The sequence below is a fragment of the Catenulispora yoronensis genome (assembly GCF_039531695.1).
In the GTDB taxonomy this organism is placed as follows: Bacteria; Actinomycetota; Actinomycetes; order Streptomycetales; family Catenulisporaceae; genus Catenulispora; species Catenulispora yoronensis.
In genome coordinates this window covers 28553-47615 of sequence record NZ_BAAAQN010000047.1, presented here as the reverse complement: position 1 = coordinate 47615, position 19063 = coordinate 28553, and the positions used below count along the sequence as shown (strand labels likewise).

The 19063-nt window shown below is 70.5% G+C and carries 18 protein-coding genes and 1 pseudogene; 6 read left to right on the top strand and 13 right to left on the bottom strand.

Annotated elements, in window-relative coordinates:
- Positions 1-34: 34 nt before the first annotated feature.
- Positions 35-138: pseudogene (locus ABD481_RS47485) on the top strand (DUF4253 domain-containing protein); the annotation flags it as partial.
- A 193-nt stretch (positions 139-331) separates the two neighbouring features.
- On the opposite strand, the gene ABD481_RS31535 reads toward ABD481_RS47485, so the two are convergent.
- Complete coding sequence (locus ABD481_RS31535; RefSeq protein WP_344669457.1) at positions 332-811, bottom strand: hypothetical protein; 480 nt, start codon at positions 809-811, stop codon at positions 332-334.
- A gap of 378 nt (positions 812-1189) precedes the next feature.
- Here ABD481_RS31535 and ABD481_RS31530 point away from each other — a divergent pair, with 378 nt between their 5' ends.
- Entirely contained in the window at positions 1190-3301 is a 2112-nt protein-coding gene (locus ABD481_RS31530) for a thioredoxin domain-containing protein (RefSeq protein ID WP_344669456.1), read from the top strand.
- On the opposite strand, the gene ABD481_RS31525 is transcribed toward ABD481_RS31530, so the two are convergent.
- Both ABD481_RS31525 and ABD481_RS31520 read right to left on the bottom strand, forming a co-directional pair.
- A complete protein-coding gene (locus ABD481_RS31525; RefSeq protein WP_344669455.1) occupies positions 3273-4226 on the bottom strand; it encodes a hypothetical protein in 954 nt (317 codons plus the stop codon). The two genes, ABD481_RS31530 and ABD481_RS31525, sit on opposite strands and share 29 nt — an antisense overlap.
- 109 nt (positions 4227-4335) lie before the next feature.
- Positions 4336-4836 (bottom strand): SigE family RNA polymerase sigma factor, encoded by a 501-nt coding sequence (locus ABD481_RS31520; RefSeq protein ID WP_344669454.1) that lies wholly within the window; start codon positions 4834-4836, stop codon positions 4336-4338.
- Between the two features lie 692 nt (positions 4837-5528).
- Here ABD481_RS31520 and ABD481_RS31515 point away from each other — a divergent pair.
- Together ABD481_RS31515 and ABD481_RS31510 are read left to right on the top strand one after the other, a co-directional pair.
- Complete coding sequence (locus ABD481_RS31515; protein ID WP_344669453.1) at positions 5529-6206, top strand: hypothetical protein; 678 nt, start codon at positions 5529-5531, stop codon at positions 6204-6206.
- Positions 6207-6281: 75 nt separating this feature from the next.
- Positions 6282-6644, top strand: a complete 363-nt coding sequence (locus tag ABD481_RS31510; protein WP_344669452.1) for a YbjQ family protein — start codon at positions 6282-6284, stop codon at positions 6642-6644.
- A 49-nt stretch (positions 6645-6693) separates the two neighbouring features.
- Here ABD481_RS31510 and ABD481_RS31505 read toward each other — a convergent pair whose 3' ends face one another.
- The 3 genes from ABD481_RS31505 to ABD481_RS31495 all read right to left on the bottom strand — a co-directional run bounded on the left by ABD481_RS31505 (position 6694) and on the right by ABD481_RS31495 (position 9621).
- Positions 6694-7362 (bottom strand): DUF1707 SHOCT-like domain-containing protein, encoded by a 669-nt coding sequence (locus ABD481_RS31505; protein WP_344669451.1) that lies wholly within the window; start codon positions 7360-7362, stop codon positions 6694-6696.
- Positions 7363-7472: 110 nt separating this feature from the next.
- A complete protein-coding gene (locus ABD481_RS31500; RefSeq protein WP_344669450.1) occupies positions 7473-8177 on the bottom strand; it encodes a FadR/GntR family transcriptional regulator in 705 nt (234 codons plus the stop codon).
- Between the two features lie 13 nt (positions 8178-8190).
- Positions 8191-9621: an MFS transporter gene (locus tag ABD481_RS31495; RefSeq protein WP_344669449.1), complete on the bottom strand. Its 1431-nt coding sequence runs from the start codon at positions 9619-9621 to the stop codon at positions 8191-8193.
- 148 nt (positions 9622-9769) lie between these two features.
- Between ABD481_RS31495 and ABD481_RS31490 the strand changes: the two genes are divergently transcribed.
- A complete protein-coding gene (locus ABD481_RS31490; protein WP_344669448.1) occupies positions 9770-11422 on the top strand; it encodes a fumarate hydratase in 1653 nt (550 codons plus the stop codon).
- Between the two features lie 25 nt (positions 11423-11447).
- Here ABD481_RS31490 and ABD481_RS31485 read toward each other — a convergent pair whose 3' ends face one another.
- From ABD481_RS31485 to ABD481_RS31475, 3 genes are all read right to left on the bottom strand, one after another.
- Positions 11448-11669 (bottom strand): hypothetical protein, encoded by a 222-nt coding sequence (locus ABD481_RS31485; RefSeq protein WP_344669447.1) that lies wholly within the window; start codon positions 11667-11669, stop codon positions 11448-11450.
- A gap of 129 nt (positions 11670-11798) precedes the next feature.
- Positions 11799-12530, bottom strand: a complete 732-nt coding sequence (locus ABD481_RS31480; RefSeq protein WP_344669446.1) for a hypothetical protein — start codon at positions 12528-12530, stop codon at positions 11799-11801.
- A gap of 223 nt (positions 12531-12753) precedes the next feature.
- Positions 12754-13743, bottom strand: a complete 990-nt coding sequence (locus tag ABD481_RS31475) for a LysR substrate-binding domain-containing protein (RefSeq protein ID WP_344669508.1) — start codon at positions 13741-13743, stop codon at positions 12754-12756.
- A 174-nt stretch (positions 13744-13917) separates the two neighbouring features.
- On the opposite strand from ABD481_RS31475, the gene ABD481_RS31470 reads away from it, so the two are divergent.
- Positions 13918-14643: a type 1 glutamine amidotransferase gene (locus ABD481_RS31470; RefSeq protein WP_344669445.1), complete on the top strand. Its 726-nt coding sequence runs from the start codon at positions 13918-13920 to the stop codon at positions 14641-14643.
- Here the strand turns inward: ABD481_RS31470 and ABD481_RS31465 are convergent.
- The 4 genes from ABD481_RS31465 to ABD481_RS31450 all read right to left on the bottom strand — a co-directional run bounded on the left by ABD481_RS31465 (position 14621) and on the right by ABD481_RS31450 (position 18963).
- Positions 14621-15181: a phosphonate degradation HD-domain oxygenase gene (locus tag ABD481_RS31465; RefSeq protein ID WP_344669444.1), complete on the bottom strand. Its 561-nt coding sequence runs from the start codon at positions 15179-15181 to the stop codon at positions 14621-14623. The two genes, ABD481_RS31470 and ABD481_RS31465, sit on opposite strands and share 23 nt — an antisense overlap.
- 136 nt (positions 15182-15317) lie before the next feature.
- A complete protein-coding gene (locus ABD481_RS31460) occupies positions 15318-15965 on the bottom strand; it encodes a bifunctional 4-hydroxy-2-oxoglutarate aldolase/2-dehydro-3-deoxy-phosphogluconate aldolase (RefSeq protein WP_344669443.1) in 648 nt (215 codons plus the stop codon).
- Entirely contained in the window at positions 15962-17638 is a 1677-nt protein-coding gene (locus ABD481_RS31455) for an N-acyl-D-amino-acid deacylase family protein (protein WP_344669442.1), read from the bottom strand. The genes ABD481_RS31460 and ABD481_RS31455 overlap by 4 nt, the downstream gene beginning before the upstream one ends.
- Positions 17635-18963 (bottom strand): alanine racemase, encoded by a 1329-nt coding sequence (locus ABD481_RS31450; RefSeq protein ID WP_344669441.1) that lies wholly within the window; start codon positions 18961-18963, stop codon positions 17635-17637. The genes ABD481_RS31455 and ABD481_RS31450 overlap by 4 nt, the downstream gene beginning before the upstream one ends.
- Positions 18964-19063: the final 100 nt, after the last annotated feature.

Here is a 19063-nt window from a genome sequence, read left to right as displayed (position 1 = left end):
GGTCAATCAACGGTGCGGTTACAGTCTTGCGTTGCAAGCTGTTCGCGTGGTGGCCGAGCACTTCGCGTTCTGCCCCGACAACATCTGGCAAGCAAACGCCTTATAGGCGCGGCCGCATGGACGTTCTGGTGGGACTGAGTTCGAGTGGAACGCCGGGCTCGATACCCTGGGGTGTTCGTGAGTCGGTTCGGCTTGCGGCAACACGACGGTTTTCTAGATCGCTTTCCCGCCAGGAGACGATCGTTCCCCTGATGATTCTTCGTGTTGGGTCGGCCATGGCGACCGTGTACGGCGTGCCGTACACACCTGGGTCCGCGTCACGATCGATGCACTAACCGCCAGCCGCGCGGTCGACCCCTGGAGGAAAGAAGCCTTCGAAGAAGCAGGGCGCCGAGATGTCCCCTTCCAAAGCAGTCCGATCACGGCAGATCGGCAGATCGGCAGCCTTCAGCCGCTCGATGAGTCTCGGTTCGCGGTGATGGGTCGAACCCAGTCCGGTCAGCCGCTCGGCGAACTCCATCGTTCGATCGCGGCGTCGGCTGATCTCCGCGAGATCGACGAGTAGCCGGACGGCGGCGCCATAGGAACTCGGCTTCTTCGCAGCGATCAGGTCCGCGACTTCGGCCCAGGGCTGTTCGCCGCGATCCGACAGCATGGCGAGCCGGCATTCACGCTGGCTCTGCGCCTCCTGTCCGCGCCGAGCCTGCTGTCGCTCCAGGTCCCGCTGCTGCGCGGCCTCGCGGAGGGCGGCCAGTGAAGGCCGTCCGCCCCACTCCTCGCCGTTCTCGTCCTCGCTGTGGAACTCCAGCATGATGTTCTTCCTACTGGCGAGCGCTGAGGGTCTGGTCGTGGCGGAGGTCCAACAGCGCTGCCGACTTGCCTCGGAAGTCGCCCCAGTCGACAACACCCGCACGTGGTCGTACTCATCGTCGTGTATGCCGCGATCCACTCCGACCCGCCAGGTGGCGGCGACGGGAGCGGCAAATCCAGGATTCCAATGCGTCGGCAGTCCTTGCCGCGACCGCAGACCGCCGTGATGCCGGTCCCGGGTCCTTGCTCGTACTTCGTGATCGAGTCGGTGACTGGTCGCTGCTCAGCACGGCTCGGCCCACCAGCCGTGGCATCGACGTCCGACCGAGGCGCAACGGAATCGTGTCCAGTCCGCGCCGGCGTGTGGGAGGCTGGGGCTGTGAACCGATTGGCCACCGCGACCTCGCCTTATCTGCTCCAGCACGCCGAAAACCCGGTCGACTGGTACCCCTGGGGCGAAGAGGCGTTCGAGGAAGCCCGCCGTCGCGACGTCCCCCTCCTCATCTCCATCGGCTACGCCGCCTGCCACTGGTGCCACGTCATGGCCCACGAAAGCTTCGAGGACCCCGAAACCGCCGCCCTGATGAACGAGCAGTTCGTCTGCGTCAAGGTGGATCGTGAGGAGCGGCCGGATGTTGATGCCGTCTATATGGCGGCTACGCAGACGATGACGGGGGGTGGGGGGTGGCCGATGACGGTGTTTGCCACGCCGGAGGGGAAGCCTTTTCAGGCGGGGACTTATTATCCGCCGGTGGCGCGGCATGGGTTGCCGTCGTTTCGGCAGTTGTTGGTGGCTGTGGGGCGGGCTTGGGGGGATATTCGGGAGGATGTGCTGCGGGCCGGGGATGGGTTGGTGGCGGAGTTGGAGCACAATGCGCGGGTGGTGGCGCGGGCTGAGGGGGTGCCTGGGGCTGAGGTGTTGGGGGCTGCGGTGGGGGTGTTGTTGCGGGAGTTCGATGCGGAGCGGGGTGGGTTCGGGGGTGCGCCGAAGTTTCCGCCGTCGATGACGGTGGAGCATTTGTTGCGGCATCATGCGCGGACCGGGGAGCCGGCGGCGTTGGCGATGGCGCAGGCGACGTGTGTCGCGATGGCGCGGGGTGGCATTTATGACCAGCTCGGGGGTGGGTTCGCGCGGTATGCCGTTGATGCGGAGTGGGTTGTGCCGCACTTCGAGAAGATGCTGTATGACAATGCTCTGCTGCTGCGCGTCTATCTGCATCTGTGGCGGGCCACCGGTGATGAGCTGGCGCTGCGTGTCGTGCACGAGACGGCCGACTGGATGCTGCGGGAGCTGTGGCTGGTGCCGGACGGCGGCTTCGCCTCGTCGCTGGACGCCGACACCGACGGCGTCGAGGGCAAGTTCTACGCGTGGGACGCCGCGCAGCTGGTCGAGGTCCTGGGGGAGGAGGACGGCGCCTGGGCCGCGTCCCTGTTCGCCGTCACGCCGGAGGGTACTTTCGAGCACGGCCTGTCCGTCCTCCAGCTGTTGCAGGACCCTGACGACGTCGATCGCCACCAGCGCGTCCGCACCCGCCTCTTCGACGTCCGCCGCGAGCAGCGCACCGCTCCCGGGCGCGACGACAAGGCGGTCGCGGCGTGGAACGGCCTGGCGATCGCCGCGTTCGCGGAGGCGGGGGCGCTTGTCGGCCGGCCCGAGCTGGTGCACGCCGCGCGGCAGACTGCTGACATGCTCGAACGCGTGCACTGGGACGGCAAGGCGAAGCGCCTGACGCGGACCTCGCGGGACGGCGTCGCGGGGCAGCAGAACCCCGGCGTGTTGGAGGACTACGCCGACGTGGCCGAGGGACTGCTCGCGCTCTACGCCGTCACCGGCGAGACCCGCTGGTACCGCTTCGCGGGCGAGCTGCTCGATGTGGTGCTTGAGGAGTTCCGCGACGAAACAGGACTCTTCTTCGACACCGCCTCGGACAGCGAGGCTCTGATCTTCCGCCCGGCCGACCCGACCGACAACGCCACCCCCGGCGGGACGTCGGCGGCAGCCGGTGCGCTGCTGACCTACGCGGCCCTCACCGGTTCAGGCCGGCATCGCGAGGCTGCCGAGCAGGCGCTGCGCTTCACCGGCGCGCTGGCGGAGCGGGCACCGCGGTTCGCGGGTTGGGGATTGGCCGTCGCCGAGGCGTTGGAGGACGGCCCTCGCGAGGTGGCGATCGTGGCGGGGGAGAAGGAAGCGGAGAAGGAACTGGAGAAGGAACTGGAGAAAGAAGGGGAGAAGGAAGCAGCGAAGGCCTCCGGCGAGGAAGCCGGCAAGGAGCCGGGCAAAGAACCCACCCTCCACCAAGCCGCCCTCGCCTCCACCGCCCCCGGCCTCGTCATCGCCGTCACCCCGCCCCCCGGCGACACCGGCCCCACCCCCGAACTGCTGAGCGGCCGGCCCGCCATCGACGGCGAACCGACCGCTTACGTCTGCCGGGGCTTCGTCTGCCAGGCCCCGACGACCGAACTCAGTGTGCTGAGCTCCGAGTTGGCTTAGCCGCCTCCCCGCCCGGCACCGCTCCGCCCGGCACCGCCCCGCCCTTGTCGGCGCCGGAGGCCCGGTTCTGCCAGGTCACCCACGACTGGTACGCCGACGAGCGCGCGGCGTCGTTCCACACCGGCGAGGTCGCGATCGCGGTGGCCTGCTCCACGGTCAACGGCACCGCGGTCGCGGTCGTGTCGCCCTTCTCGGTCGCCTCGTTGAGCGCCTCGACGTTGATCATGATGCCGTCGGTGCGGTACCAGCTGACGTCCAGCCGCTTGGCGCTGGGATCGCCGTTGCCGGACGGCCACTCCGGTCCGTCGAAGATCGTCAGGTGCGAGCCGTCGGGCCGGTCCTTGATGCTGATGTAGGGCGGCAAGGAGCTGCCGTACTGCTGGGCCGCCCACGGCGAACGCTCGATGACGACCGAGATGTTGCCGATGCCCGCGCTGAATCCGACCTTGAGGACCGCGGACGCGGTGCCGTTGACCTCCGTGCCGGTCTTGTGCAGCACGGTCTCCGGGTCGAAGTGGTTCGCCGCCAGGGCCTGCTGGAGCAGCGTCGCGATCGTGTCGCCGCTCACCGGCGGCACCGAGGGGGCGCTGGTCGGCGCGAGCTCCGAGCCCTTCGGCTGGGTCGAGGACGCCGGGGACGAGCTAGGCGTCGCCGACGGCGCGGTGGGCCCGGCGCTCGTGCTGGTCGCCGACGTCTGGGAGCCCGCCGCCGCCGAGGCCGGCGTGGGGCCGGAGCCGGTGCCGCCGACCGCCGCCACCACCCCGAACACGGCGGTCACGCTGGCCGCCGCGCCGGCGATCTGCGAGACGCGGCGCATCCGGCGGCGGCGCACGCCGCGCTGGACCCCGCCGGCCGTCAGGCGGCCGACATCCGGCGTCAGGTTCTCTGCCGTCGCGCGCATGGCGCGGGACAGGTCGTCACTCATATGTGTGTCCTTCGTGGAGAGGCGTGTGTGTGGCGTGCGTGGCGTATGCGTATGCGTATGTGGCGTGCGTGGCTTGCAAGGCACGCATGGCGTGCGTGGTTCCGGAACCTCAGATGACCGCGAGATCGGGAAGCCGATCGCCCAGCGTGCCCCGCAGGCGGGCCAGGGCCCGGTTGGTCCGCGTCCGTACCGCGCCGGAGCTGGCGCCCATGATGTGCGCCACCTCCTCGACGCTGCGGTCCTCCCAGAACCGGAGCACCAGCACGGCGCGGTCCTTGGCGGGCAGTTCCGCCAGGCCGGCCAGCAGGGTCATGCGCAGGGTCGCGTCGGCTTCGTGGAACTCGCGCTCGGGGATCTGCGACGACGGCAGTTCCCGGGAACTCCGCTTGCGCCGGGCGGAGATGAAAGTTCGCGTCAATACGGTCTGCGCGTAGGCGTCGGGGTTGTCGATACGCCGCTTGCGCCCCCACACCGCGTAGACCTTGCCAAGTGTCTCCTGAACGAGGTCCTCGGCCTGGTGCCAGTCCCCGGACATGAGATACGCGGTACGGAACAGGTGTGAGCTCCGTGCTGATGCGAACTCCAGGAATTCGTCGTCGTGCTTGGCCATGGCCACCGCGCTTCCTTTGTCGGACAGTCCACCCGTACCGACGCGCCATCCCGGGCCGGTGTTACAGCCGGGACGCGCACGGGCGGACGATCGCGGTTCCGCGCCCGAAGGACGTGGTGCGGCGCCGGATCGTCCTAGTCATCGTCGCAGCCGTCGGCCTAGTCATTGTGATGCGTTTTTCTACGTCGCCTGGTGGATCAGCCGCTCCGAACGCGCCTCTACGCTGAAACCCGGCGACGCCGCACACGTCGCCACCGCCCGACGCTCGACCGGGCCGGCCCTGTTCCGCGACGGCCATCGCGGACGCGGACGCCGGGTGCGAGCAGGGAGATGTACCACGCCGCAGGCGCGGGTCGAAACGGAGTGTGGACCGAATCGGCACGGCGCGTCCAGCGGTGGTGGAAGTGGACGGTGCGACGTCCACCACACGAGACTCGTGGACTCTCTGGCCAGACACGAGTCGCAGCCCTGATGCAACGGCTCCTTGAGAGGAACCCTATTTGCGGTGAAGCGCGCGGTTTGCGCGCAGTGTGTGCGCTGAGCTCCGAGCATTGAGCTATGGACAGGTCTCGCAGACCTCCCTGGGGGGACCAGGGGGAAAGGGTCGGGCGTTCGCTGATGGCGAACGCCCGGCCCTTACTTGTGTTCCCGCGAACCTGTCGTAGTCGATGTAATCGTGTAATCGTTGATACATGGCGACACGTGAAGAGTTGATCGAGAAGACACGAGGATGGTTCACGGGACGGCTGCCGGAGGACCTGTTCGAGGGCGCGCCGGAGGTCACGGTCGACCGTGAGGAGATCACGGTGATCGGGCGTATAGCCGAGCCCGCGTATAGCGATGGCGCTTCGGAGGCGGAGAAGGCGGCCGCGGTCGAGGGCCGGATCAAGGAGTTCCGCGAGCGGACGCGCGAGGCGCGGATGTCCGTGGCGCGGGACGCGGAGCACAAGTTCGGGCGCAAGGTGTCGTGGGGTGTGCGGTGCGGGGACGACGGGCGGTTGTTCACGCACTTGTCGGTACCGGTGATGACACGGTTGAAGCAGCCGCAGCGGGCGTTGCTGGACACGCTGGTGGACGGTGGCGTGGCGCGCAGCCGCAGTGACGCGCTGGCGTGGTGTGTGCGGCTGGTGGAGAAGAACGCCGGGGAGTGGATCGGCGAGCTGCGGGACGCGATGCGGCGGGTCGAGGAGGTTCGCGAGGCCGGGCCGGATCGGGTTGCGGGGAACGCGGATGAGGACGGGGACCGGGACGGGGATGGGGCCGCGGCCGGAGCCGGAGCTGCGGCCGAAGCCGGAGCTGGAACCGGAGCCGCTGCCGGAGCCGGAGCCGACGACGCTGCCACCAGCAGCGGCGGAGACGACACGGACTGACTCCCGGAGCCGGTCCTCCTAACCCGTTCGCCCACGTGACGAGCCGTTCCCCCGTCTCTTCCGCAAGCTGTCGTCATGAGCACTGACTACAGCGGCGGCCAGGATCCGTCGGTCAACGTCCTGGTGAGCACCATGAACGACCTCCCCGGCTTCCGCGTCGAGCGGGTCCTCGGGGAGGTCTTCGGGCTGACGGTGCGGGCCCGGAACGTCGCCAGCTCCTTCGGCTCGGCGATGAAGTCGCTGAAGGGCGGGGAGCTCAGGGGCCAGACCAAGATGCTCGTCGACAGCCGCATGGAGGCGATGCGGCGGCTGACGGACGAGGCCGCGAGCCGGGGCGGCAACGCGGTGCTGGCGATGCGGTTCGAGACCTCGGCCGGCGAGTTGGGGACCGAGATCTGCGCCTATGGGACCGCGTGCGTGGTGAGCCCCGCCGGCTGAGGCAGCGGTCGGCCGGCCTCAGTGTCCCCGGCCTTAGCGTCCCCCGGCCTCAGCGTCCCAGGAACTTGCCGATCTTCGAGACCTTCGGGTACTTCACGGAGACCTCGCCGAACAGCGCCACCCCGCGGATCACGACCACCGGCGAGTCCGCCGTGACCGGCACGTCCCCGGCGGCGTTCCGGTCCGAGCCGGTGCGGGAGCCGAAGATCGCGGTGCCCTCGTCCCGGACCACGACGCCGTGCGGCACCTTGATCTGGATCGAGCCGAACACCGCGTTCGCGATGATCACCACTTCCCGCTGGGTGAGGACGGCCTCGCGCAGGTCGATCGTGACCGAGCCGAAGACGGCCGCCGCCGTGGTCTGCGACGGCACCAGCCAGCGGCCGCCGCGCTTCTGCTCGGCGAAGACCGCGGTCACCTTGGAGCCCGGTGCGTACTCCGGCGGCATCGAGGGCTGCGTGCCGATCGGACCGCCGGTGGTCGGCGCCGGGGCCGCGGAGATGTGGTGGCGCTGCGGGAGGTCGGACAGCAGCGGGGCGAGCTCGCCGAGGGTTTTGGCGTTGTAGGCGCGGTCGATCCGCTCGTTGTGTTCTTCGACGTCGAGGCGGCCCTCCGCGTAGGCCTCGCGCAGGGCGTCGGCGACGCGGTCGCGATCGGCGTCGGACGCGCGCATGGTGTTGTGGGGGTCGTTGGCCGGGCTGGCTGCGGGGACGCTCACCTTTCGCACTATACGGGTGTGGCGAGTGCGGTGCGTCTTACCGTGGCTCTGCTCGTCCAGTACGCCTACTACGCCTAGTACATCCAGTACGCCTAATACGTTCAGTACGCCTAGTACGTCCCGCTCGTCTCCACGTTCAGCGACGCCTCCCGCACCGCGGCCTCCGCGTCACCGGCCCGGATCGCCTCCAGCAGCGAGCCGTGCCCGGCCACCAGGAACCGGTCGAAGTTGTCGCGGTGCGCGCGCTCCCGCAGCACTGTGCGCAGCGCGCTGCCGATCTCCAGGTAGAGATCGAGCAGCAGCGGGTTGCCGGCGGCGGCCACCAGCGCGGTGTGGAAGTGCGCGTCGGCCTCGACCCAGTCGTCGACCCAGCGGTCGTCGTCGGCCGCGGCCTGCTCCACGCGGCGCGCGGCCTCGTCCCGGGCGGCCAGGGCCTCGTCGCAGGCTTCGAGGTCGGCCGGGGTGGCGCGGTGGGCGGCCAGCCGGGCCGCCTCGACCTCGATCGCGCGCCGGACCTCCTGGACGTGGTCGTGGGTCGTCGCCTGGAGCTCGCGGCGCAGGGCGCCGGAGAGCTCGGAACGGGCCCGCACGTAGGTGCCGTCGCCGCGCCGGACCTCCAGCAGGCCGGCGTGGGCCAGCGCGCGGACCGCCTCGCGGACGGTGCCGCGCCCCACGTTCAGCGCCTCGACCAGCTCCGGCTCGGTCGGGATCCGGGTGTCGACCGGCCACGCGCCGCTGCCGATCTGCTCGCGGAGCTTGTCGATGACCTCGTCGACCAGGGAGCCGCGCTGGATGCCGGTGAGTCCGTTCGCCACAACGTGCAGTCTCTCAGTTGCCGGGCTCATTGCTCGACTCGGCCGGGGCGAAGGTGCCGCGCCCGGGCGAACCCACGTATGCGGCGACCACGCCCTGGACCAGGACCACCACGATCATCATGGCCAGCGGGACGGTCCAGGAGTGCAGCGAGTGGCCGAGGATGCCGAACATGATCGGTCCGAAGGCGGAGATGAGGTAGCCGGCGGACTGCGAGAAGGCGGACAGCGCCGCGGTGCCGGTGGGAGTGCCGCCGCGCAGCCCGATCAGGGTCAGGACCAGCGGGAAGGCCGCCATCCCGATGCCGATCAGGACGGCCGCGACGTAAGCGAGCGCCACCGGGGCGACGATCAGGGCGCCGAAGCCGAGGGCGAACACCGCTCCCAGGCCCAGGGCCAGCGGCCGCTGGCTGCGCATCTTGGCGGCGGTCAGCGGGACGATGAAGGACAGCGGGGCGTTGATCGCGAACATCACGCTCAGCACGGTTCCTGCGCCGGCCTGGGACATGCCGCTCTCGTGCAGCACCGTCGGCAGCCAGCCCATGATCACGTAGCCGGCCATGCTCTGCAGGCCGAAGGCCAGCGTCATGGCCCAGGCCAGCTTGGACTTGGCGGCGGCGGCCAGCGGGATGTGCGGCTGGGCCGGACCGTGCGCGGGGTGGCCGGCGCGGACGTCGCGGGCGCGGCGGTGGCGGCGGCTGGCGGTCCACAGCACCAGCGCGCCCAGGGCCGGGAGGGTCCAGAACTCCAGGCCGCCGGAGGGGCCGCCGAAGGTGTCCGACAGCGGGACCGCGATGCCGGCGGCGAGCGTGGAGCCCAGCGCGATCATCGTGGAGTAGATGCCCGTGACGGTGCCGACGCGGTGCGGGAAGTAGGTGCGGACCACGACCGGCAGCAGGACGTTGCCCAGGGCTATGCCGATGCCGGCCAGCACCGAGCCGGCGAGCAGGCCGGGGACGTCCGGGATGCCGCGGACGGCGGAGCCGGCGACCAGGACGCCGAGGCTGGCGGCCAGGACCGAGCCGGCGCCGTAGCGGCGGGCCAGGGAGGAGCCGGCCGGACCGGCGAAGGCGAAGATCACGACCCAGAGCGTGGGCAGCAGGGTGACGACGGCACCGCCGAGGTGCAGGCGGTCGCGGAGCTGGTCCAGCAGCGGACCGGTGGAGGACACGCCCAGACGGAGGTTGGCCGCCACGACGACGATGCCGGTGAGGATCAGCGCGCCGCCGGCGAGGTTCTGCTGGCGGCGTTCGGCCGGGTCGGCGGGGTGGGTGGGTTCGCCGAGGGTTTCCAGGGTTTCGAGGCGGTCGATGAGGGTGCCTTCGTCGGTGCCGGCGACGACGGCGCTGACGGCGTCGCGGTCGGCGTCGGCGAGGGAGGGGTTCGTGGCCCCGGGGTCGCCGCCGGCGCGGGTGCCGGTGCCGGGCCGGTCGAGCGAAATCGTCATGCGTCAGATGGTAAGACGTATGATGTTTCAAGTTCAACCTCGAACCGGCCTCCCGGGCGCCGATGTGGCCGACGGCACACGCCGATGTGGCCGACGGCACAGCGACGGCGCGAACAGCCGGCCCGACCCCCGTGAGTACGCTGGAAACATGCCTGACTTCGAGTACGCCGACCTCCTCCCCGCGGGGCCGGACGAGACCCCGTACCGCCTGCTCACCACCGAGGGCGTCAGCACCGTCGAGGCCGGCGGCCGCACGTTCCTGCAGGTCGAGCCGGAGGCGCTGCGGCTGCTCACCGAGACGGCGATGCACGACATCGCGCACTACCTGCGGCCCGGGCACCTGCAGCAGCTGCGGAACATCCTGGACGACCCCGAGGCCTCGCCGAACGACCGGTTCGTGGCGCTGGACCTGCTGAAGAACGTCAACATCTCGGCCGGCGGCGTCCTGCCGATGTGCCAGGACACCGGCACCGCGATCGTGATGGGCAAGCGCGGCCAGAACGTGCTGACCTCCGGCGCCGACGAGTCCCACATCGCGCGCGGCGTCTACGACGCCTACACGCGGCTGAACCTGCGCTACTCGCAGATGGCGCCGCTGACGATGTGGGACGAGAAGAACACCGGCTCGAACCTGCCGGCGCAGGTGGAGCTCTACGCCACCGACGGGGACGCCTACAAGTTCCTGTTCATGGCCAAGGGCGGCGGCTCGGCGAACAAGTCGTACCTGTATCAGGAGACGAAGGCGATCCTGAACCCGAAGGCGATGCTGAAGTTCCTGGAGGAGAAGATCCGCTCCCTGGGGACCGCCGCCTGCCCGCCGTACCACCTGGCGATCGTGATCGGCGGCACCTCCGCGGAGTTCGCGCTGAAAACCGCGAAGTACGCCTCGGCGCACTACCTGGACACGATGCCGAAGCAGGGCGCGCCGACCGGCCACGGCTTCCGCGACCTGGAGCTGGAGGCCGAGGTGCTGGAGCTGACGCGCCGCATCGGCATCGGCGCCCAGTTCGGCGGCAAGTACTTCTGCCACGACGTCCGCGTCATCCGCCTGCCCCGCCACGGCGCCTCCCTGCCGGTGGCGATGGCCGTCTCCTGCTCCGCCGACCGCCAGGCCCTGGGCAAGATCACCAAGGACGGCGTGTTCCTGGAGCAGCTGGAGTTCGAGCCGGGCCACTTCCTGCCCGAGACCACCGACGACCACCTCGACGACGACGTGGTCCGCGTCGACCTCACCCGCCCGATGTCCGAGATCCGCAGCGAGCTGTCGCGGTACCCGGTGAAGACCCGCCTGTCGCTGACCGGCACCCTGGTCGTGGCCCGCGACATCGCCCACGCGAAGATCAAGGAACGCCTCGACGCCGGCGAACCGATGCCGCAGTACCTGAAGGACCACCCGGTCTACTACGCCGGCCCGGCCAAGACCCCCGAAGGCTACGCCTCCGGCTCCTTCGGCCCCACCACCGCCGGCCGCATGGACTCCTACGTGGCCCAGTTCCAGGCCGCGGGCGGCTCAATGGTGATGCTGGCGAAGGGCAACCGCTCCAAGCAGGTCACCGACGCCTGCGCCGAACACGGCGGCTTCTACCTCGGCTCGATCGGCGGCCCGGCCGCCCGCCTGGCACAGGACTGCATCAAGAAGGTCGAGGTGCTGGAGTACGCGGAGCTCGGGATGGAGGCCGTGTGGCGGATCGAGGTGGAGGACTTCCCGGCGTTCATCGTGGTGGATGACAAGGGGAATGACTTCTTCGCGGATACGACGGGGCCGACGTTGCGGATCGGGAGCAAGCCGCCGACGAGCTGATCGCGCGTCGCGGACGCCGGGCCGTCTACGCCTCCGAAGGCGTGGGCGGCCCTTCGTCCTGAGGCGCTGAAGTACGCCGCTTGGACAACGGCACGGGCAGGCGGCCCATGAACACAACAGCCGCAATGATGCAGACCAGCCTCCAAACGCTGTGCGAGGCAGCGTAGGCGAGCTCGAACATCGCGATCATGGCGGCCAGGTAGGCCAGGTGTTTTGGCCGCCATGATGGTTCCCAGCGAAGGCGCATGGTGGAGAGTGTCCCCGACGTGGTCGGCGCTGGGAAGATCTTCTTCGTGGCTGGAGCCCTGCCGACAGTCAGCTCCACGAACCGCACTGCGTCAGCCCCACGAACCGCACTGCGTCAGCCGGCAGCCCCCTACGAACCCCCCTGCTGCCGCGCCATCGCCGCCTCCAAAATCCCCCGCGCATGCGCCTCCGCCGCCGCCTCGTCGTCGAGCAGATACGGCGGGCACGCCTCCCCGTCGGTCGGCCACGGCGTGGAGCCCAGTGCCTCCAGCACCGCCGTCAGCTCCGGGATCTGGTCGGCGCCCATGTGGTGCGGCCGCAGTTCGGTGAGGCCGGTGAACAGGAACGCGACCTGCTCGCCGGGTGAGTAGCGGAATTCGAAGTCTGCGAAGCCTGCGACTGCGCCGCCGATCTGGTCGCCACTCTCGGTGTCCGTGGACGAACCGCGGGCGGTGCCTCGGGTCAGTGACTCGCCGAAGACGTGGGCGTCTTGGCCGCGGCGGGCGTTCGGGCGGGCGAGGAAGGGGCAGGTGAAGGCGGCGAAAAGCATGCATTCGCGGTGTCCCGGCGGTTCTGGGGACGGTGCCTTGTTCGTCGCCGGACGGCCTGAGGCCTGTGCGGCCGCCAGGGCTTCGGTCTCGGCGGCGGCGATCACTCGGTAGACCGGGCCCGGTGGCATTGGTGTGCCGCAGATCGAGCAGCGGCGTTCGACCGCGCAGATCAGGGTGCGGGCGGTGCCGGTGATGGCGAACGTCGGGTGGCCCTCGGGATCCCGCGGCGTGATGGCGGGGATCGGGTAGCCGCGTGGATCGCGGGGCAGGGCGGCTATGAGCGGCGGGACCGGCGTCGCGCGAGAGGTCATGCCGTTCATTGAAGCAGGGCCCGGTATCGGACATGGTGGCCGCACCCGGCCTCAGGAGTCCCACAAGTACCGCGCGCCGTTCTGCAAGGTCACGAATCGGTCATCAGCACGCAAAAGTTGATAACCGATCGGCAACAAGCCTTGGCGTGGCCCGCGTCGGTCAGCAAAATGCTCTCTTGGGTCGGGAGCTGGCGCTTCACCTGGGGCGGGGACAGACGAAGGGTCAGCTCCCCCTCTTCATCCCGACCGGTGTCTCTTCGCGACGGGACGACCGCTCCGCGTCGAACAGCCGCACCGGCAGCCCGGCCGCCGTCACCGCTTCCCGCATCGCCGCCGCCAGGCCTGCGAATTCCTCGGCGCGCGCCGACGACGACCGGTACGCCAACCCGATCCGCCGCGACGGTGCCACCCCGGCGAACCGCCGCGCCTCCAAGCCGGATCCGGGCCGCGCGTCGACCGCGACCGCCGTCTCCGGGAGCAGCGTCACCCCTATCCCGCCGGCCACCAACTGCACCAGCGTCGACAGCGACGCGGCGCGCGTGCCGCCGGCTCCCGCGCCGGCTTCCGAGCACACGTCCAGCGCCTGATCACGCAGGCAGTGGCCCTCTTCCAGCAACAGGATCTCGTGGTCCTTCAGCACCGCCCGCGGTACCGGCCCGCCGCCCGGCGGCAGCGTGTGCTCCGGGGCCACGAGCAGGAAGTCCTCGTCGTACAGCGGCAGCTCCTCGACGCCCGCCGCACCGGCCGGCAGCGCCAGCAGCCCCAGGTCGAGCCGCCCCGAGCTGATGCCTTCCAGCAGGACCGCCGTCTGCTCCTCGTGGACGAACAGCTCCAGGTCCGGGAAGCGCTTCTTCAGCGGCCGCAGCAGCGCCGGCAGCAGGTAGGGCGCCAGGGTCGGGATCACCCCGATCTTCACCGTCCCGGTGAACGGCTTCCGCGCCGCCGCGGCCTCCTCGACCAGGTCGTCCATCGCTGCCAGCACCCGCTGCGCGTGCCGCGCCACCCGCTCCCCGGACGGCGTCAGGAGCACCTTGCGCGTGGTGCGCTCGACCAGCTGCGTTCCGAGGTTCTCCTCCAGCGCCGCGATCGCTCCGGACAGCGCCGGCTGGCTCATTCCGAGCACCGCCGCCGAGTCGCGGAAGTGCAGATGCTCGGCGACCGTCGCGAAGGCCTTGAGCTGGGTGATCGTGGGGGTGCGGAGGGACGTGGCGATGATGGTGCTCCTGGCGTGCGTGCTGAGGCAGTGCTTACTGAGGTCGTGCCTACTGAAGTCGTGCGGGCTGAGCCATTGATAACCACATTTTATCGCGTTCACGAAACTTGCGGTGAATTGTGATCAACCTCAAACCCGCTGGACGCCGACCGCCCGTCGCCCGATGCTGGGCGGATGAGGATCCTGGTCATCCAGCACGAGGACGGCGCCGGCCCCGGCCTCGTCGGCGACCGGCTCACCGACCTCGGCGCCGATCTGGACGTGCGCCACCCCTGGGACGTCCGCAGCGGCCGTCCGGTCCCGCCCGACCTGTCCGGGCACGACGCCTTGATCGTACTCGGCGGAGCCCAGGCCGCGTACGACCCGATCGCCTGGTGGCCGGCGGTGTTCGAGCTGCTGCGGGAAGCCGTGCGCGACGACGTCCCGACGCTGGCGATCTGCCTGGGGGCGCAGCTGCTCGCGGTCGCGGGCGGCGGCGAGGTGCGGCGCGCCGCGCACGACGAAGTGGGACTCTGCACCCTGATGAAGTATCCGAACCCTGATCCGCTGTTCGACACGCTGCCGCCCGGCGCGCGCGCCGTGCAGTGGCACCACGACGAGATCTCGGTGCTGCCGGCCGGCGCCGTCCCGCTGATGTACTGCGCCGACGGCTTCGCGCATCAGGCTTTCCGCATGGGATCCCGCGTCTGGGCCGTGCAGTTCCACCCGGAGGTCCTGTACGACGACCTCCGGAGCTGGGCCGAATCCGACCCGATGGAAGGCGTCGACGCGGCGATGGACGACGTCCTGGACGCCTACGTCGAGCTGCTCAACACCTGGACCGGCTTCACAGACCACTGGTACGCCCTGGCGGCGAACCCGTCCGCCGCCACCGCCCTTACTGCCGAACCAGCGCCGTGAGCAGCTCGCGGTAGTGCTCGAAGCCCGGGTCGCCGGCGTCCGGCTCCTTCGCCGCCTCGTCCCAGCGCCGCAGCCGCACCGCGTCGTCCGAGTACGGATCGGCCTCGAACTCCGCGACCTCCTCCGGCGACATCGGGCCGCCCTGCACCGACAAGGTGTAGACCGACGCCTCCGACAGCTTGGCGAAGTAGGTCGGCTCGACCGCGCACAGGTACCGCTTCGCGGCCACGTGCAGCCGCACCGGTTCGGTGACCTCCGGCCCGAACCACGCGGCGAGCCAGTCCGCGCCCTGGTGGCTGTGCCGGTTGTCGTGGCCGGCCATCAGGTCACGGCCGTGCACGGCGCCCGTGAAGTGGCCGACGTCGTGCAGCAGCGCCGCCGCGACCAGCGCCGGCGCCGCGCCTTCGCGTTTGGCCAGCGCCGCGGCCTGGAACATGTGCTCGGCCTGCGTGACCGGCTCGCCCAGGTACTCGGCGCCGCCCTCGCCGGCGAACAAGGCGGCGATCTGGTCGACGGCGGTCTGCGCGGTGGTGCTCATGCTCCGAACGCTAGCGGCGCGTACGGGACCGCGTAAGGCGCGATTGCCTTATGACGGCCATCAACTCGGTGAACTCCGCAGTCCCAGTCAACTCGCCGAACGTGGCGACCTCACCTACTCGCCGAACGTGGCGATCTCACTTACTCGCCGACTCCACCGCGGCCACAAAAGCCCGCGCCCGCCGCGTGATCTCGTCCCAGTTCCCGGCGGCCACCACCTCCGGCGGCACCACCTCGGTCCCGGCACACACCGCCAGCGCGCCCTGCGCCAGGAACTCGGCGGCGTTGGCCGCGTTCACGCCCCCGGAGGCGACCAGCGGCAGGCCCGGGTACGGACCGCGCAGGTCCTTGAAGTACCCGGGACCGAAGGCCCGCGCCGGGAAGATCTTCACAGCGGCCGTGCCGAGGTCGAGCGCCATCGCCACCTCGGTCGGCGTCAACGCGCCGAGGACGACCGGCACCCCGGCTTCGTGGGCCACCTCCGCCACCTCCGGCCGCACTCCCGGAGTCACCAGGAACGCGACTCCGGCGTCGACAGCCTCGCGGGCCTGCGCGGCGGTGAGCACCGTCCCGGCGCCGAGCCGATGTCCGGCGGCGGCCCCGGCGCGCAGATGTGCCCCCACACCCGGCGTGCTGTACGTGAGCTCGGTCCACGCGATGCCGCCGGCCGCCAGAGCCTCGCACAACGCCGGGGCGTCGGGGATCGACGGCGCGCGGACGACCGCTATCACCGGCTGCGCGGCCAGGGCCGACCGGAAGTCCGGGTGCGGGAGGTCGAACGTCATAGTGCTGACACACCTTTCTCGGTATTGCGCAGTGCCCGGCCGGGGAGTGCGCCGGTGGGTCGGCCGCCGGCCAGCACCGGTACACCGTTGACCAGTACTTCCTGGATTCCAATCGCGGGCATGCGGGGGTCGTCGAATGTGGCGGCGTCGCGCACCGTCTCCGGATCGAACAGCACCAGGTCCGCGTGGTACCCCACCCGGACCAGGCCGCGCCGGTCCAGCCGCAGCCGCCGCGCCGGCCGGCCGGTCATGTGCTCGACGGCGGCTTCCAGCGTCAGGACTTTGAGATCCCGGCTGTAGTGGCCGAGGTAGCGCGGGAAGGTGCCCCAGGCCCGCGGATGCGGCCGGGCGCCGACCAACAGGCCGTCGCTGCCCGCGGTGTGCGCCGGATGCCGCATGATGGCGCGCACGTTCTCCTCGTGGCCGACGTGGTGCAGGATCGTCGTCCCGAGCCGGTCCGAGCGCAGCAGGTCGAAGAACGCCTCGGTGCCGCTCACTCCGCGCGTCGCGGCGATCTCGGCGAGGTTCTGCCCGACCAGAGCGTTCAGTTCCTCGTCCTCGATGTTCCGGACGCCGGAGATCTGGATGGTGCGCCAGTCGATGACCATCCCGTGGTTGCCGTCGCTGCCGTGCTCCTCGACGTCGACCCGGATCCGCTCGCGGACGTCCGGATCCGCCAGCCTTTCCAGCGTGGCGTCCGGGCCGCCCTCGGCCGACCAGCTCGGCAGCAGGGCCGCGAGCGTGGTGGAGCCGGGCAGGTAGGGATAGGTGTCCAGACTGATGTCGCAGCCTTCGACGATGGCGGCGTCGACCAGGGCCAGGAAGGTGGCGGCCCGCCCGGCGTTGACGCTGAAGTTCATGGTGGCGTGCGCGAGGTGCAGCGGGCAGCCCGAGCGGCGCGAGATCTCGATCATCTCGGCGTAGCCGTCCAGCGCGCCGGCGCCGTAGGAGCGCTGGTGCGGCGAGTGGTAGCCGCCGTGCTCCGCGACGACTTCGCAGAGTTCGACGAGCTCATCAGTGCCTGCATACATACCGGGGGTATAGGACAGGCCGCTCGACAGGCCGACGGCACCTTCGCGCAAGCCCTGTGCGACCAGCTCGCGCATCCGATCGAGTTCGGCCCGGGTCGGGGCGCGGTTCTCCCAGCCCATGGCCATCATCCGCACCGAGCCGTGCGGGACGAGGTAGCAGGCGTTGACCGCGATGCCCCGGTCCAAGCGGTCCAGATACTCGCCGACGCTGCGCCAGTCCCAGTCGAAGTCCTCGGGGTCGGGGTCGCCGTTCCACCCCGCGATTTGACGGCGCAGGGCGGGCAGCGTGGTGTCGTCGACCGGCGCGTAGGACAGGCCGTCCTGGCCGAGCACTTCGCAGGTGACGCCTTGGGTGACGCGCGACGGGTGCTCACGGTCGATGAGCATGCGCAGGTCGGAGTGGGCGTGCATGTCGATGAAGCCGGGCGCCAGGACCAGGCCGTCGGCGTCGATGACGCGGGCGTCGGCGGCGTTCGCGAAGTTGGCGGCGTCAGCAATATTTGCGGGGTGAGCGGCGTGTTTGGCGGCGTCAGCAGTGTCGATGGCGCGGATCTCGCCGTCGGCGACCGTGACGTCGGCCCGGTAGCGTTCCGCCCCGGTGCCGTCCACGACCGTCGCTCCACGGAATACGAACCCTGTCATCCGAAGTACGTCCGCACCATGCCGACGACCTTCGGATCGGGCAGATCGGCGTCGTCCACCACGGGGATCAGCGACCACTTGTCGAAGGCGGTGCACGGATGCGACAGGCCCAGCCGCAGCACCGCCCCGACCGGTGCCGCGTCCCCGGCGTCGCGCAGGAACATGTGCTGGTCGTTCAACGCCGTCACGACACCGGACACCGCCTCGCCGCCGCGCACCACCTGCGGTACCGGCAGCCCTTCGTCGAACGGGAAATCCCGCTTGCCGCCGTCCAGCAGGGACAGCTGCGGCTCGGGGTGCGAGACCACCCGGGCCCAGCCGTGCATCGCGGCGCGGAACGGCGTAGGGCCGGCGCCACGGGCGAGCGGCGAGATGTGGTGGTAGAAGCCGTCGTCGTGGATGAGATACGCGCCGGATCGCACAATGACTTCGGCCCCTGATTCGCCAGCCAGCGGGGCCAGGATCTCGGCGACCGTGTCGAAATACGCGCTGCCGCCGGCCGTCACCACCGGACGCTCCGTCTCGTAGCCGGATGCCAGGCGACGATGCAGGTTGGCGAGCTCGCGCAGGTAGGCGCTGACGGCGCCGAGTCCTTCGGCCGTGGCGTCGTGCGCGAGCGCTCCTTCGTACCCTGCGACACCCGCCAGCCGCAGCGTCGGCGCGGCGCGCACCGCCTCCGCGACGGCTTCCGCCTCGGCCACGGTGCGCGCGCCGGTCCGGCCGCCGGCACCACCGAGTTCGACCAGCACCTCGACCGGCCGGTCGGTCTCCGGGTCCGGGCCGGAGCCGACGCCGGCCGCCCGCAGCGCGGCGTCCATCAGCGCCACCGTTTCGACCGAATCGACCCACGAGACGAAGGCGAATTCCGCGTCGGCCGCCAACTCGCCCGCGATCCACGCCAGGCCGGCCGGGTCCACCAGCGTGTTCGCCAGCAGCACCCGCTGCACGCCGAACGCCCGCGCGACGCGCAGCTGCGGCAGGTTCGCCAAGGTGATGCCCACCGCGCCCGCGTCGAGCTGGGCCAGCCACAATGCCGGCGCCATCGTGGTCTTGCCGTGCGGGGCCAGAGCGACCCCGGCGTCCCGGCACCAAGCCGCCATGGTCCGCAGGTTGTGGTCCAGGGCGCCGGCGTCGAGCGTGAGGAGCGGGGTGCCGAGGTCGGACAGCCGGGGTCCGGAGGCCAGGTAGGCCTGCACGGTCCGGCCCCACGCCGCCGGCGGCAGGGCCTTGAACCGCCAGTCGAGCCGTTCGTCGGCCAACGCCTCGACCTGTGCGCGATCGATACCCGCGGTGTCGGTGCGGCTGCCGAACGTCAGATGCGCCATGGGTTGTCTCCGCTGCCTGTGGGGTTGCATTATTTGCAACGCTCGTTGCGTATGCTGTGCTTCGGTTCTAGCATTCGGCCGGAACGACGGTCAACGATGG